This is a genomic window from Protofrankia sp. Cas3, from assembly GCF_963555955.1.
GTDB lineage: Bacteria > Actinomycetota > Actinomycetes > Frankiales > Frankiaceae > Protofrankia.
Genome location: NZ_CAUVXP010000150.1, coordinates 1 through 14,641 on the forward strand (window position 1 = coordinate 1; position 14,641 = coordinate 14,641).

Sequence of the window (14,641 nt, forward strand, 5' to 3'; positions counted from 1 at the left end):
CGCCGGAAGATCCATTACGGCGAGACGGTGAGATCAACGAGGAACGGCACGCCCGTGACCTGCGAGACCCACGAAGTGGGGCGATATCCGACCAAGAGGCGATCGTGGCCGACTTCCGAGGTATCTCGGCTACACCCGCGGACTGTAGTGTGACTGGTCATGGCGGACGCTGACGCGACGGGGACGGTCCGGGGACGCCTGGTCGGCATCTACGTGACGCCGCAGCGGGGCGCCGCAATGCAGTCACCCGGCACCGTGTTCGCGGTGGAGGGGAAAGGGCTGGACGGCGACCGGTACGCGGCTGGCACCGGCACCTTCTCCGGACGCGCCGGTCCAGGACGGCAGGTCACGCTGATCGAACGCGAGGCGGTCGCCGCCGCCGTCGCAGACACCGGCGTCCAGTTGGCCGAACATGAGACCCGGCGAAACCTGGTCACCGCAGGCGTCACACTGCTCGATCTTGTCGGTAGGACCTTCCGTATCGGCGACGTGGTCCTGTGCGGCGTCCGATCATGCCCGCCATGCGGCTACCTCGACCAGCGCACCCGCCCGGGTGTGCGCAACGCCCTCGAGCACCGAGGCGGCCTGCGTGCCGACATCGTGCGCGGCGGTGCACTGACCGTCGGCGATGAGATCATCATCGTGCCGGGCTGAACACAGCTCCGTTGGCCGACACAGCTCCGCTGACCGATCGCCGGAACGCGGACACGAGTATTCGGCCTCACCATAAAAACATAAGCTAAGCGCTCTAAGTCAGATGATTGACAGCGAACTCCTGGAAGGCCGGTAGCCCATGTGTGCTGACCGAAGGGAGCGTGGGACAACAGCCAGCGGGTCCAGCTCGCCGGTCGCTCTGCTCGCCGACCCGGTGGATGTCGGTCTTGACCCCCGCCGGCTCAACCTGTTGACCGAACGCGTCCGGATAGAGGTCGAAGGCGGGCCGTTACCGTCGGCACAGATCGCACTGGCTCGGGCCGGTCGCCTGGTGCTGTTCGAGACCTACGGGGACTCGACGCCGCAGACCCGCTATGTCCTGCAGTCTGCGAGCCGCCCGATCGTCGCCTCGATCGTCTGGAAGCTGATGGGGGAAGGACTTCTCGCCGCGGGTGAGAGGGTCGCGGACATCATTCCCGAGTTCGGGACCAACGGCAAAGACGTCGTGACGGTGGAACAGGTGCTGACCCACACCGCCGGGTTCCCCCTTGCGCCACTGGGATGGCCCCAGATGCTCGACCGCGGTCAACGGCTCGCCGCCATGTCGAAGTGGCGGCTGACGTTCGAGCCCGGCAGCCGGTTGGAGTTCCACCTGACGTCGGCGGCGTGGGTGATCGCGGAGATCGTCGAACGGCGCACCGGCTCCACCCTGGCGCAGTACCTACGGGAAGAGATCGCCGAGCCGCTGGGGCTGTCGCTGGAGCTCGGGGTACCCCAGGAGCGCCACGCCGACGACGTCGCCCCCTTCGTCAGCATCGATCCGCCGGACACCGGCGCGACCGTCGACCCGTGGGGTCCCTGGTTCCCGTCGAAGCCCGAGATTCTGGCCGCCGGCGAGCCGAGTCACTCGCTGGTCGGGACGGCGCGTGACGTCGCGCTGCACTACCAGGCACTGTTCCACTCCGGACGGTGGACGCCGACGGCCGTCACCGACGGGATCCGCCCTCGGTTGACGATGCACCCGCAGGGCTACAGCGCCCAGCCGAACCCCCTGACGATGGGCCTGTTCGTGGTCGTCGCCGGAACGCTGCCCGGCGCCTACCTACCGGCCACCGGTTCCGCCGAGACATTCGGGCATGGCGGTGCACCCTGCCAGGTGTCGTTCATGGACCCGGTCACCCAGGTCTCCTTTGCCTTCCTGACGAACGGCTACCCACTCTCCGGATACGACGAGTCGCCCCGCGGGGTGGCCCGCCGGACGAACATCGCCAACCTGGCCGCCGACGTCCTCGCGGACGCGTCCGCGGACGCCGTCGCGGACCGACCGTGACGGCGGCAGCCAGAGTGATCACGGTGCGGGCCGCAGGAGATCGGGGACCTTGAACGCCGTCCAGCCCCGGTCGCAGGTGAGCACCGCACCGGTGAGGCTGCGGGAGGCGTCGCCGGCGAGGAAGACGACGAGGTCTGCGATCTCCTCGGCGGTCTGGAGCCCGGTGGCGTGGCCGGCGGCGAAGGCCGTCCGGACCTTGTCGTTGCGCAGCAGAGGTGCGTTGATCGGCGTGTCGACGTAACCGGGGCTGATCGCGTTGACCCGGATGTTGCGCGCGCCGCAGCCGACCGCCATGGATCGGGTCAGCGTGGCAACCCCGCCCTTGGACGCGGCGTAGCCGTCGAGCAGCCCGTTCGGTAGGTGGGCCATGGACGAGGCGGTGTTGATGATCGAACCGCCACCGGATGCCTGCATGGGGCCGATCGCGTAGTGGCAGCAGTAGAACGTGCCGGACAGGTTGACGCGGATGACCCGGTCCCACACCTCGGGCTCGATGTCGGCGACGAACCCGTCCTGCCTCCCGAGCGCGATTCCGGCGCTGTTGTAGAGGATGTGCAGCGCCCCGTAGGCGTCGACGGCCCGGCGCACCAGGGCCGCGCAGTCGTCCGCCACGCCGACATCAGCCCGGATCGAGCAACTCTGGCCGCCAGCAGCGACGATCAGATCCGCGGTGTGCGCGGCGGTCGCCGGGTCGATGTCGCCGGCCACGACCCGCGCGCCCGCGGCGGCGAGCGCAAGGGCCGCGGCCCGGCCGAGCCCCGAGCCGGCCCCGGTGACGATCGCGACCCGGTCATCGAGATGCATGTCCGTCCTCCCGTTCACGTGTACGCCCGTTCACATGCTCATGCCGCCGTCGACCGGCAGCAGTGCGCCGGTGATGAAGCCGGACAGGTCGTCGAGAAGGAAACGCACGGCATGGGCGATCTCCTCGGGCCTGCCCACACGCCGCGCCGGGATGAGCCGCAGCAGTTTGTCGTTCACCTCGTCCGGGGTGGCCGCCGCCATGTCGGTCCGCGTCGGGCCGGGCAGCACGCAGTTGGCGGTCACGCCCCTGCGGCTGGTCTCCCGGGCGATCGACTTGGTGAACGCGATCACCCCGCCTTTCGCCGCGGCGTAGTTCGCCTGCCAGGTCGAGCCCATCGTCCCGGCGATCGAGCCGACGTTGACGATCCGGCCGAAGCCGCGCTCGAGCATCGTGGGCAGCACCGTCCGGGTGAGGTAGAAGACGCCGGACAGCGAGACCCGCACGACCGCGTCCCACTGTTCGACCGTCATCTCGTGCGCCGGGGCGTCGCTGCTGATGGCCGCGTTGTTCACCAGGTAGTCGACCGGGCCGTGCGCGGCGACGACGTCGCGGGCAAGCCGCGCGCAGTCGGCCGGCGAGCCGATGTCGCCGCGATGCAGCGACACGGACATGCCCGCGTTGCTGACCTGGTCCAGAAACTCCTTCGCGCGGCCGTCGTCGTGGACGTAGACCGCGGCGACGTGGATACCGTCGCGCGCAAGCCGCTCGGTGATCGCCGCGCCGATGCCGCGGGTACCGCCGGTGACCAGGGCCACCCGGCGCTGGCCGGCTGGCCGGGTGCCGGTCGCCTGCGTCGCAGACTCAGCCATGGCCGTCCGGGTAGCTCGCCGGCTCGGCCCCGTCGAGGAGCCCGCCGGCCCGCCGGGCCAGGTCCTTGGCGGCCTCGATGTCGTAGTGTTTGCGGGTCACGGTGCGTTGCGCGAACAGTCCGCCGCCGGACTGCAGCCAGGAGACCAGTTCCCGGCCGCCCAGCGCGTCGGCGGTCACGTCGCGGATCAGATGGAACAGCCGCATCCGGTAGTAGCCGTCGACGCCGGGCATGGTCCGCAGGTACTTGTCGATATAGGGCCGTAGCTGCGGGTTGTCGTAGTCGGCCATGGAGGGGGCCGTCGCCACGGCGCCCCCGGCGATGTCGTGCAGGTTGCGAACCATGACCGGGTAGTGCGCCGCGGCGTGGTACTTGGCGGCGTTCGCATACAGCTCGTTGGGCGCGATCATGCCGTCCTCGGTGTGGGTCGCGCCGGCGATGGACGCCTCCAGCCCGGCGCGCACCAGGGTGGCGTAGACGACCATCTCCGCAATCTTGTCCTTGATGTGCGGGATCCGGTCGACGCCGTTCGCCTCGGCGACGAGCTGGGCCATCCCGACCAGCAGGTCACCGAGGCGCGCCATGTCGGCCACCCCGTTGATCCGTTCCCACAGCCCGAGCGAGTGGGCGACCACCGCGGACTCCTCGACCTCACCGTCGAGGAAGACACGCTCGTACGGCACATGCACGTGATCGAAGATCACTATTGAGTCCGGGTCGGTATGTCGGCCGGACACCGGGTGTGACCGCCCGTCGCTGCCCCGGGGGTGCGGGCTGGTGGCGATCTGGGTGACGCCCGGGGAGTTCACCGGCACCGCGCACGCCACCGCGTACTGCTCCTCGCCCGGCTTCATCCGCTTGGTGGGCATGACGACGAGCTCGTGCACCAGCGGGCCCATCGTGATGTGGAACTTCGCCCCGTTGATCACGATACCGTCGGCGTCGCGGTCGACGACCCGCAGATAGAGGTCGGGGTCGTCCTGTTTGCCGGGCGGCAGCGACCGGTCGCCCTTGGCGTCGGTGATGACCTCGGCGAACCGTACGTCGCGGCGCCGGCAGTCCTCGAAATAGTGCAGTATCCGTTCCCGGTAGGCTGGGTTCGCCGTGGCCAGTCGCGGCGCCGCGGTCAGCAACGCGAGGACCGCGGAGGTCAGGGCGACCGTCACGTCGGATTCCTGGACAAGATCGAGCCTGGCCCGCAGGTCCTCGACCGTCCGCGGGATCTGGTAGATCGGGTTCACGCCGTCCGGGTACCCCGACCGGATGCGGTCGTAGCCGGTGGCCACCCAGCGTGCGGCGTTGCCAAGCCCCGGGTCGGCGGTGACGTCAGGCAGCAGGACACCGTCGAGCGCCACCCGGCGCCCGTCTCGCAGCGAGTCGAGGTACTGCTCGCCGGTCATCATGGTTCCACGATCACCTTTCTCTGGCCGGTCGTGGCGGTGGTGGCGGTCGTGGCGGCGGTGGTGGCGGTGGTGGCGGTGGTGGCGATCGAGGGTGCGCTCGGCCGCGCGGCGGCCGGCGTTGTCACCGCGGCCCCCGGGGCAGTCCCAGCACCCGTTCGGCGAGGGTGTTGCGTTGGATCTCGTCCGTGCCGCCGGCGATCCGCAGCAACGGCGCTCCACACACCCACCGCGCCCAGGCGAACGTCCCCCACTCGCCGTTGTCGGCGGTGACCGCCGGTCCCAGCAGGTCCGCGGCCAGTTCGCCGATCCGCCGAGCCTGTTGTGAGTACAACAGCTTCATCACCGATCCTTCCGGTCCGGGCGGCCGGCCGGCCGCGAGGGCGACCTCCTGGCGCAGCCCCAGGTAGCGCAGCAACCGCTCATGGAGGTGGACGTCGGCGAGCCGTTGCCGTAGCAGCGGGTCGCCGGCGCGGCCCAGCTGGCGGGCCAGCGCCGTGACGCGATGGACGGGGTCCATGGCCGGTGAGGTCGCGCCGCCGCCGACGGCGGCCCGTTCGCTCATCAGCGTGGTGATCGTGGCCTGCCAGCCCTGGCCGACCGCCCCGACCCGGTTGCGGTCGGGGATCCGCACCTCGTCCAGGAAGATCTCATTGAAGTGGGCCTCACCGGTCATCATCCGCAGCGGCCTGACCTGCACGCCGGGACTGTCCATGTCGACGAGGAACATCGTCAGTCCGGCGTGCCTGGAGGCATCCGGATCCGTGCGGGCCAGGAGCTGCCCGACGTGGGCGAGGTGGGCGTAGGAACTCCACACCTTCTGGCCGGTGACGACCCACTCGTCGCCGTCGCGCACCGCGCGGGTGTGCAGCCCGGCGAGGTCGGAGCCGGCGTCGGGTTCGGACAGCAGCTGGCAGCAGACGAGGTCGCCACGGAAGACGCCGCGCAGGTACCGGGCCTTCACCTCGGCGCTGCCGTGTGCGATCACCGCGGGCGCCACGAGCGCGGTGCCGCTGGCGATGATGTTCTGGTTCGGCACCTCATACGCGGATTCCAGACCGCGGTAGACGTCGTCGAGGACCGGGTTGCGGCCGCCGCCGCCGTACTCCACCGGGCCGCCGAGCCAGCCGAACCCGGCGTCGAACACCGTCGCCCGCCACACCTGCGCCGCGGTGAGATCGCGCCGCTCGGCGTCGGTGTCGGCGTGGACCTCCAGCACGGCGATGTCGTCCGGGCCCTCACCCCACCCCAGCTGGCCGAGGCGCTCGGGCCGGCGCTTGACGTGCCGGTCCAGGAAGGCGGTGGCCAGGGCGACGAACTGCCCGATCTCGTCGTCGCCCGGCGCCACTTCTGTCATCTCGCTGCCTCCTGGACGCCCCGGCCGCCGCCACGGACTGCGGGAACGTGGTCGGGCGACTGACTCGTATCGTGGACCTGGACGTGCAGGTCAAACAACCGTTAGATTGGTCTGGCACAGGCGGTCCGTCAAGCGGCACATTCGTCGAAGAAGGTGATCTGCCCGATGGGACATGGCCGGGTGAGCGACGCAGCCGGGCAGTCGCACGGCCCGGGGACGGGCGCTGGTGTCCCTCGGCTGTCCGCGCGACCGCCGAAGGCCGTGGTGGGCGAGTCTCGCTGGTACGAGATCCTTGATGTCGCCGCCCATGTGTTCTACGAGAAGGGCTACGAGGCGACCACGATCCAGGACATCGCGTCCCGGGTCGGCCTGCTCAAGGGCAGCCTCTACTACTACATCGACACCAAGGAGGACCTCCTCTACGCCATCGCCGAGCACGTCCACGCCGACGGCCTGCGCTACCTGACCGAGGATGAGACGCTCATGCGCGCGGATGCGGTGACGCGACTGTCACGGTTCGTCGAGCGGTGGATGGCCCGACTGGCCACCAACATCCGGTACTCCGCCGTCGTCGAACGGGAGTTCCGTAGCCTGCGTCCCGAACGCGTCCAAACGCTGATCGACCAGCGCGACGCCTACGACCAGTTCGTGCGCGACATCATCGGTCAGGGTGTCGACGAAGGCGCCTTCGACCCGGCCGTCGACCCCGCGGTCGCGGCCAACAGCATTATGCAGTTGATGAACTACACCCACCTGTGGTATAGACCCGAGGGCCGACTGTCATTCGCCGACATCGGGGACTGGTACCGCACTTTCATCCTGCGCGGGCTCGCCCTGGCACCGAGCGGCTAGTGGGCCAAAGGCGATGCGATCGTGGTTCTGTCGTATCGCCTTTGGCCAAAGTCCCCCGGGTCACTGATGGCAGGCGCGAGGTCAGCCGGTACCAGGGCGCGGCTGCGGTCTGACGGACCTGAGCGACGGCCGCTTCCCGCGGCCGCGGGAAGCGGCAAAGGAGAAGACCATGACACCGGTCGTCGATTACCCCCTGTTCGACGCGGACTCGCACCTGTACGAACCGCGTGACGCGTTCGCCGACTACATCGACCCCGCATTTCGTGCGGAGGCGTTGCGACCGGTCCGCGACGCCGCCGGTACCGAACTGATCGTGGCTGGTGATCGGATTGTGACGTTCACCGACGGCAACCTGTACGAGCAGGTGCACGTCCCGGGGACGCTCGCGGAGAAGCTGCGCGCGATGAAGACCGGGATCGCCGACGACGAGCGCTTCTACCAGAAGCCCCGGCCTGAGTACCTGCAGCCGCAGGCCCGGCTGGCCGACCTCGATCGCCAGGGTGTCGAGGCGGCGCTTGTCTTTCCCGGGCTGGCGCTGTTCGCCGAGTCGTTCTGCCGGCGCACCGATGTCCTGTACGCCAACCTCAACGCCTTCAACCGGTGGCTGTTCGAGACCTGGGGGTTCGCGAACGGCGGCCGGCTGTTCTGCCCGCCGGCGATCTCGTTCCGGGACCTGGACGAGGCGGTTCGCCAAACCGAATGGGTGCTGGAACGCGGCGCCCGAGTCGTGATGTTGCGCACCGGACCGGCCTACGGCCGTTCGCCCGCCGACCCGTATTTCGACCCGATCTGGGCACGGCTCAACGAAGCGGCCGTGGGCGTCGCCTATCACATCACCGATTGCGGCTACAACGAGCGTGAGGCCGTGCATTGGGGCCAGGACTCCAATCCGCGCCCGTATGATCAGTCCGCCTGGCAGTGGATGAACCTGTATGGCGACCGGGCGATCATGGATACTCTGTCCGCGCTCGTCTACGACAACCTGTTCGGTCGATTTCCGCAGCTCAAGGTCATATCCGTCGAGCACGGTGCGAGCTGGTTGCCGTACTTCATGGGGCGTATCGACAAGATGCGCGGCATGGGACGCAACGGCCCGTGGATAGGCGGTCCCCTACCCTGCCGGCCGACCGAGATCGTGCGTGCGCACATCCTGGTGGTCCCCTACCCGGAGGACGACATCGCCGAGATCGCCGGCGCGGTGGGATCGGATTGCCTGGTGATGGGTTCGGACTATCCGCACGGGGAGGGCATGGCTGACCCGTCGCAGATGCCGAAACTGGTGGACTTCCTGCCGGCGAAGGAGCAGCGGGCGGTCTGCCGGGATCGTGGCATGGCCTTTGTGGGCCGGGCCGCGGCGGGGTGAACGTCCGCGTGAACGGCCGGGCGAACGGCCGCCCGGCCGTTCGCCCGGCTCTGGAGCGATCCCGTTTCTGCGGGCAGCGGACCTGAGGTTCACTGCCCACCGAAACGGGAAGCCGCTTCACTCCTCAGGCGAGAGCCGCAAGGGCCTCGTTGAAGCTCGTCGACGGGCGCATGACAGCCGCGGCCATGGAGGCGTCGGGCTGGTAGTAACCTCCGATGTCGGTCGGCGAGCCCTGGACCGCGATCAGCTCGTCGACGATGGTCTGCTCCTGCTCGGCGAGCGTCTTGGCCAGGCCTGCGAACGCCGCCGCGAGATCGGCGTCGTCGGTCTGCGTGGCCAGCTCCTGCGCCCAGTAGAACGCCAGGTAGAAGTGACTGCCGCGGTTGTCGAGGCCGCCCAGCCTGCGGCTGGGCGACTTGTCCTCGTTGAGGAAGGTGGCAGTCGCGCGGTCGAGGGTGTCGGCGAGCACCTGAGCGCGTGCGTTACCCGTCGTCTGGGCGAGGTGCTCGAAGCTGACCGCCAGCGCGAGGAACTCGCCCAGGCTGTCCCAGCGCAGGTAGTTCTCCTTGAGGAGCTGCTGGACGTGCTTGGGTGCGGAGCCGCCGGCGCCGGTCTCGAACAGGCCGCCGCCGTTCATGAGCGGGACGACCGAGAGCATCTTGGCGCTCGTACCGAGCTCCAGGATCGGGAACAGGTCGGTCAGGTAGTCGCGCAGTACGTTGCCGGTAACCGAGATCGTGTTCTCGCCGCGGCGGATCCGCGCCAGCGAGAACGCGATCGCGTCGACCGGCGCCATGACCTCGATCTGAAGTCCCCGGGTGTCGTGTTCGGGCAGGTATGCCCTGACTTTCTCGATGACCTTCGCGTCGTGCGCGCGGTTCTCGTCCAGCCAGAACACCGCCGGGTCGCCGGTGGCGCGGGCGCGGGTGACCGCGAGCTTCACCCAGTCCCTGATCGGCGCATCCTTGGCCTGGCATACGCGGAAGATGTCGCCGGCTGCGACCACCTGCTCCACAACCACGTCGCCGGCCTCGTCGACGACCCGCACCGTGCCCGTGGTGGGGATCTCGAAGGTCTTGTCGTGGCTGCCGTACTCCTCGGCCTGCTGCGCCATCAGGCCGACGTTGGACACCGAGCCCATCGTCGCGGGGTCGAAGGCCCCGTTCGCCCGACAGTCGTCGAGGACGACCTGGTAGATGCCGGCGTAGCTGCTGTCGGGGAGAACGGCGAGGGTGTCCGCCTCGTCGCCATCCGGCCCCCACATGTGACCAGAGGTGCGGATCATGGCCGGCATGGAGGCGTCGACGATGACATCGCTGGGCACGTGCAGGTTGGTGATGCCGCGGTCGGAGTCGACCATCGCCAGGGCGGGCCCGACGGCCAGCTCGGCGGAGAAGGAGGCCTTGATCTCCGCGCCTTCGGGCAGCTGTTCCAGGCCTTTGAGGATGGCGCCGAGCCCGTCGTTCGGGCTCAGGCCTGCGGCGGCGAGCGTCTCACCGTACGCGGCAAACGTCGCCGGGAAGAAGGCCCGCACCACGTGACCGAAGATGATCGGGTCGGAGACCTTCATCATCGTCGCCTTCAGGTGCACCGAGAACAGTACGCCCTCGGCCTTGGCCCGGGCGATCTGTGCCGCAAGGAACTCATACAGCGCGGCCACGCGCATCACCGACGCGTCCACGACCTCGCCCGCCAGCACCGGCACGGACGCACGCAGGACGGTGGTGGCACCGTCGTCACCCGCCAGTTCGATGCGCACCGAGCCGTCCCGGGTGATGACCGCGGACCGCTCGGTGGAGCGGAAATCGTCGGCAACCATGGTGGCGACGTTCGTCTTCGAGTCGGACCGCCACGCGCCCATCCGGTGCGGGTGGGTCCTGGCGTAGTTCTTCACCGACGCAGGGGCACGGCGATCGGAGTTGCCCTCGCGTAGCACCGGATTGACCGCACTGCCCTTGACCGTGTCGTAACGGACGCGGATGGCCCGATCCTCGTCGGTCTTCGGATCGTCGGGGTAGTCCGGCAACGCATAGCCATGCTGCTGCAGCTCGGCGATCGCCGCCTTCAGCTGCGGAAGCGACGCCGAGACGTTCGGCAGCTTGATGATGTTCGCCCCGGGCGTCCTGGCCAGTTCACCGAGCTCGGTGAGCGCGTCAGGGATGCGCTGAGCCTCCCCGAGATACTCGGGGAAACTGGCGATGATCCGCCCCGCCAGGGAGATGTCACGGCTTTCGACACTGACACCGGCCGCTCGGGCGTATGCCTGGACCACTGGCAGGAACGCGTACGTCGCCAGGGCCGGGGCTTCGTCAGTGTGGGTGTAGATGATGGTCGATTCAGTCACCGATACTCCGCTTCGCGTCTACTTCGCCTCAAGCTCAAGGTATATCCTGATCATCCCACCCTTGCTTTGATCACGACGGCGGGTGTGCGCTCATCGTCATCGACCGCCCGGCTGGCATCGGCGGTGGAACACCGCACCAGACTGAGGGTCAGGCGCATCCGACCCTCTCATGCGGACGGCTTCGGCGAGCCCACCACCGCCCACATCAGGGTTCTGGAGGTCCACCCGGTCGTCGTGCTGCCAGCCGCCGGGTGGAGTCAGCAGCAGGCGGTCACCGGTCGTCGCCGTCGAACTGGCCAGCGTGAGGCCGGAGCCGGGCGGCGCTACGGCATCGACGCGAGTGACACGGCAAGGGTCTCCGCAAGGCTGTCCATGACCTCTGACGACACCCACTCGCTGGCCGGTCTGCGCAGGTAGGAGAAGACTGCAGGGCCGCGGTCGGCGGTAGGTAGGCTCTCGGCGCGTGGAATGACGTGGACATGGATGTGGGTGAAGCCCGGCGCCTCGGAGAATGCGGCCACGTAGGTTTTCGCGCACCCCGTGACGTCGGCCAGGGCGCGACCGAGCCGCCACGTCATCAGACCGAGTTCGGACGCCTCCGCGGCGGTCAGATCGCCCAGCGACGTGACGTGCCGGCGTGCGACGACAACCAACCAGCCGGGCAGCGCGGCACGGATCGCGTGCGCGACCCGCCATCCCGACCCCAACAGGATCCGTTCCCGCGGCGGCAGGGTGTCCAGCGACCCGTTGCCCACGCAGGAATAGCAGTCGTCCAGAGCACCCACCATCGTCTCTGTGCATTTCCGTCGACGGGATGACTGCCGTCACGGGACTGTTGCCGGCACCGAACTGTTGATCTGACGATCCTCGGAAGGCGGCGCCGGTCGCCGGGTTGACAGGCGCGCTTCCGCGTAAATCGCCAGACGGCTCGCGAGATAGTTGATGCCGATGAAGATAGCGGCGATCACCAGATATGTCTGAATCGGGTTGTGCAGTGTCTGAATGGCGATCAGACCGCGGCGCAGCAGCTCCTCGTAGGCGATGAACGCGCCGAGAGACGTGTCTTTGAGGATCACGACGAGCTGGCTGATCAATGCTGGCAGCATCGATCGGAACGCCTGAGGCAACAGGATGAACCGCATGGACTGGGTGCGAGTGAGACCCAGCGCGGCGGCGGCGTCTGACTGACCTTTCGGTACCGCGAGGATACCCGCCCGGACGATCTCGGAGATGACCACCGAGTTGTAGGCTGTGAGACCGATGACGATGTACCACAACAGCGGCAGCTTGAGCCCATACGTGGGGAGAACCTGATACGCGAAAAAGATTGCGATAACCACCGGGACGGCGCGCAGGATCTCAACCGTACCGACGATTATCCCGCGGTACCATCGGGATGCCGAGATCCTCGTCGCCGCGATGAGAACCCCGAACGGCAGCGACAACGACATCGCCAGGGCGGCGGCCGTCAGGGTGTGCAGGAGACCGCCGCCGAACAGGCGCCACAGGTCGGCGAAGTTCGCGTCGTTCGGGTCGAACAGCGGGCTCCACTTCGCAGCGGCGAACTGGCCGTTCGCGGCGAGCCGCCGTACGACGAGCGCCGCGAGGCCGACCAGGGCCAAGCCCGCCACCACCGTGGCGATACGGATCCGCCGTCGCCCGCGGGGGCCCGGCGCATCGTAGAGATGGCCTCCGCTCACCGGGCGACCGTCATACGCTTCTCCAGTACCCCCAGGAGCAGACCTGCGGGAATGATGATGATCAGATAACCGATCACCACGCCGGTGTAGACCGGCAGTGCCGGTTCACCCCGGGCGCTGTTCAGCGTGTTCGCCACACTGTAAAGTTCGCCGCCGACCCCGAAGGCGCCGAGGATCGCCGAATTTTTGATCATTGCGATCGCGACGCTGCCCAGCGGCGGAATCACCGCCCGCACAGCCTGCGGCAGCACGATCAGTCGTAGCGACTGACCGAAGGTGAGACCTATCGCGCGCGCGGCCTCGGCCTGGCCTGCGTCGACCGCGCCAATACCGCTGCGTAGCGCCTCGCACACGAACGCAGCGGTATAAACGGCGAGCCCGGCGACACCGAAAACCAAATAGGCACCGTTGATGCCCACCTCGGGGAGGCCGAACGCAAAGAAGAACAGAACAATCGTCAATGGACAGTTACGGACCAGCGTGACGTACGCGGTGCCGGTGGCTCGCAGGGGTGCCACGGGCGACACCCGGAACACCGCCAGCACGATCCCGAGCAGCAACGCCCCCACAGCCGCCAAGCCGCAGATCTTCAACGTTCCCAGCAGGCCGTGGGCGTACAGGCCCACGTTGTCGGTGATGACACCCATGGCGGCTCCCGTGGTGATCTTAGCTCAGGAACAGGTGGCGAGTGTGGGGAGGGTCGGTGTGGTCCCGGTGACCTTACCCGCCGTGGACTGCCAGGCCTTGGCGTAGCGCCCGTCCGCAGACGCCGCGGTCAGCTGCTCGTGAATGAACTGGCAGAAGGCGATGTCACCCTTTTTGATACCGATGCCGTAGGGCTCGGTGGTGAAGGGCTTGTCGACCAGCTTGAAGGCACCGCCGCTGGCGTCGGCAAGGCCCAACAGGACGACGTTGTCGGTGGTGACGGCATCGACCTGGCCGGTGCGCAAGGCATCCGCACACTTGGAGTAGACGTCGAAGAGCACGATGTTGGACGCGTCGACGTATTGTTTGATCTTCTCAGCCGGAGTCGACCCGGAGACGGAGCAGACCTTCGCGTTCGCGGGACGCAACGACTCCGGCCCGGTGATGGTGGTGTTGTCCTTCTTCACCATGATGTCCTGGCCGGCCTGGTAGTAGGGCCCGGCGAAGCTGACGAGCTGCTTGCGTTTGTCATTGATCGTGTAGGTGGCGACGACGAAGTCGACCTTGCCCTGCTGGATCGCTCCCTCACGCTGGGACGACGGCGTCTCGACGAAGGTGATGCCACTCTCGTTGATCCCCATACCGGCGGATATGATCTTCGCGATTTCGACGTCGAATCCGGCGACCTTGCCATCAAGCCCTTTCAGCCCGAACAACGGCTGGTCGAACTTGGTGCCGACGGTGACCTTCCCCGCAGCGGCGAGCCTCGCCATCGTCGTGCCGGCGGCGAAGGTGGGTGTGTTCGCAGCGCCGACCGTCTTGTCGGTCGAGTCGCCTCCGCAGCCGGCGACGGCGAGCGTGACCGCACAGGCGAGCGCGGTCGCCGCGAACCATCGCCGTCGCATGGAGCGCGCCGGGAGCAGACGGCGCCGGACCGGTGGCTGTGGAATCCGCATGTTTGTCCTCTCAATGGATGTGTCGGCCGTGAAAGCTGGCGGTGCGGCAACCCGGTTGAACAGCCCGGTGGGCCGCCGGATAGCGGGGCACGCTATCAGTGCGGGAGGACACGGGCCAGGAAATCACGGGCCCTCGGTGTCCGTGGGTTGTCGAAGAAGCTTTCCGGCGTCCCTTCCTCAAGGATTCGACCGTCAGCCATGAATACGATACGGTGTGCAGCGCGCCGGGCGAACCCCATCTCGTGGGTGACCACAACCATGGTCATGCCGTCGCCGGCGAGCTCCGTCATGACGTCGAGCACCTCGGCGATGTACTCCGGATCGAGAGCCGAGGTGGGCTCGTCGAACAGGATCACCTTCGGGTCCATGGCAAGCGCCCGGGCAATCGCGACGCGTTGCTGTTGCCCGCCAGAAAGATGAGCAGGGT

At 68.1% G+C, this 14,641-nt stretch carries 15 protein-coding genes; 4 read left to right on the top strand and 11 right to left on the bottom strand.

All coding sequences use genetic code 11. From position 1 onward, the window contains the following. Positions 1-159 precede the first annotated feature (159 nt). Positions 160-654: an MOSC domain-containing protein gene (locus U9983_RS21980; RefSeq protein ID WP_322755835.1), complete on the top strand. Its 495-nt coding sequence runs from the start codon at positions 160-162 to the stop codon at positions 652-654. A 139-nt stretch (positions 655-793) separates the two neighbouring features. Beyond that, positions 794-1,984 (top strand): serine hydrolase domain-containing protein, encoded by a 1,191-nt coding sequence (locus U9983_RS21985; protein WP_322755836.1) that lies wholly within the window; start codon positions 794-796, stop codon positions 1,982-1,984. 18 nt (positions 1,985-2,002) lie between these two features. Here the strand turns inward: U9983_RS21985 and U9983_RS21990 are convergent, their stop codons facing one another. The 5 genes from U9983_RS21990 to U9983_RS22010 are packed head-to-tail and all read right to left on the bottom strand — an operon-like array spanning position 2,003 to position 6,354. Then, on the bottom strand, positions 2,003-2,788 hold the full coding sequence (locus U9983_RS21990) for an SDR family NAD(P)-dependent oxidoreductase (RefSeq protein ID WP_322755837.1): 786 nt from the start codon (positions 2,786-2,788) through the stop codon (positions 2,003-2,005). Between the two features lie 30 nt (positions 2,789-2,818). After that, entirely contained in the window at positions 2,819-3,598 is a 780-nt protein-coding gene (gene fabG / locus U9983_RS21995) for a 3-oxoacyl-ACP reductase FabG (protein ID WP_322755838.1), read from the bottom strand. Continuing rightward, positions 3,591-5,000, bottom strand: a complete 1,410-nt coding sequence (locus U9983_RS22000) for a 4-hydroxyphenylacetate 3-hydroxylase N-terminal domain-containing protein (RefSeq protein ID WP_322755839.1) — start codon at positions 4,998-5,000, stop codon at positions 3,591-3,593. Before U9983_RS22000 ends, fabG begins: the two co-directional genes overlap by 8 nt. Continuing rightward, positions 4,997-5,125, bottom strand: coding sequence for a hypothetical protein (locus U9983_RS22005; RefSeq protein ID WP_322755840.1), 129 nt, complete (start codon positions 5,123-5,125; stop codon positions 4,997-4,999). Before U9983_RS22005 ends, U9983_RS22000 begins: the two co-directional genes overlap by 4 nt. Further along, entirely contained in the window at positions 5,122-6,354 is a 1,233-nt protein-coding gene (locus U9983_RS22010) for an acyl-CoA dehydrogenase family protein (RefSeq protein WP_322755841.1), read from the bottom strand. The genes U9983_RS22005 and U9983_RS22010 overlap by 4 nt, the downstream gene beginning before the upstream one ends. A 180-nt stretch (positions 6,355-6,534) precedes the next feature. Here U9983_RS22010 and U9983_RS22015 point away from each other — a divergent pair, with 180 nt between their 5' ends. Both U9983_RS22015 and U9983_RS22020 read left to right on the top strand, forming a co-directional pair. Then, positions 6,535-7,206, top strand: coding sequence for a TetR/AcrR family transcriptional regulator (locus U9983_RS22015; RefSeq protein ID WP_322755842.1), 672 nt, complete (start codon positions 6,535-6,537; stop codon positions 7,204-7,206). Between the two features lie 169 nt (positions 7,207-7,375). Continuing rightward, a complete protein-coding gene (locus U9983_RS22020) occupies positions 7,376-8,569 on the top strand; it encodes an amidohydrolase family protein (protein ID WP_322755843.1) in 1,194 nt (397 codons plus the stop codon). Positions 8,570-8,693: 124 nt separating this feature from the next. On the opposite strand, the gene U9983_RS22025 is transcribed toward U9983_RS22020, so the two are convergent. From U9983_RS22025 to U9983_RS22050, 6 genes are all read right to left on the bottom strand, one after another. After that, complete coding sequence (locus tag U9983_RS22025; RefSeq protein WP_322755844.1) at positions 8,694-10,913, bottom strand: NADP-dependent isocitrate dehydrogenase; 2,220 nt, start codon at positions 10,911-10,913, stop codon at positions 8,694-8,696. Between the two features lie 323 nt (positions 10,914-11,236). Next, complete coding sequence (locus tag U9983_RS22030) at positions 11,237-11,701, bottom strand: HIT family protein (RefSeq protein ID WP_322755845.1); 465 nt, start codon at positions 11,699-11,701, stop codon at positions 11,237-11,239. Between the two features lie 36 nt (positions 11,702-11,737). Then, a complete protein-coding gene (locus U9983_RS22035) occupies positions 11,738-12,613 on the bottom strand; it encodes an amino acid ABC transporter permease (protein ID WP_322755846.1) in 876 nt (291 codons plus the stop codon). Continuing rightward, complete coding sequence (locus tag U9983_RS22040; RefSeq protein WP_322755847.1) at positions 12,610-13,260, bottom strand: amino acid ABC transporter permease; 651 nt, start codon at positions 13,258-13,260, stop codon at positions 12,610-12,612. Before U9983_RS22040 ends, U9983_RS22035 begins: the two co-directional genes overlap by 4 nt. Positions 13,261-13,284: 24 nt before the next feature. Continuing rightward, positions 13,285-14,163 (bottom strand): glutamate ABC transporter substrate-binding protein, encoded by an 879-nt coding sequence (locus U9983_RS22045; protein ID WP_322755849.1) that lies wholly within the window; start codon positions 14,161-14,163, stop codon positions 13,285-13,287. A 146-nt stretch (positions 14,164-14,309) separates the two neighbouring features. Beyond that, positions 14,310-14,641, bottom strand: a 332-nt coding sequence (locus U9983_RS22050) for an amino acid ABC transporter ATP-binding protein (protein ID WP_322755848.1), incomplete at its 5' end; no start/stop codon positions are given.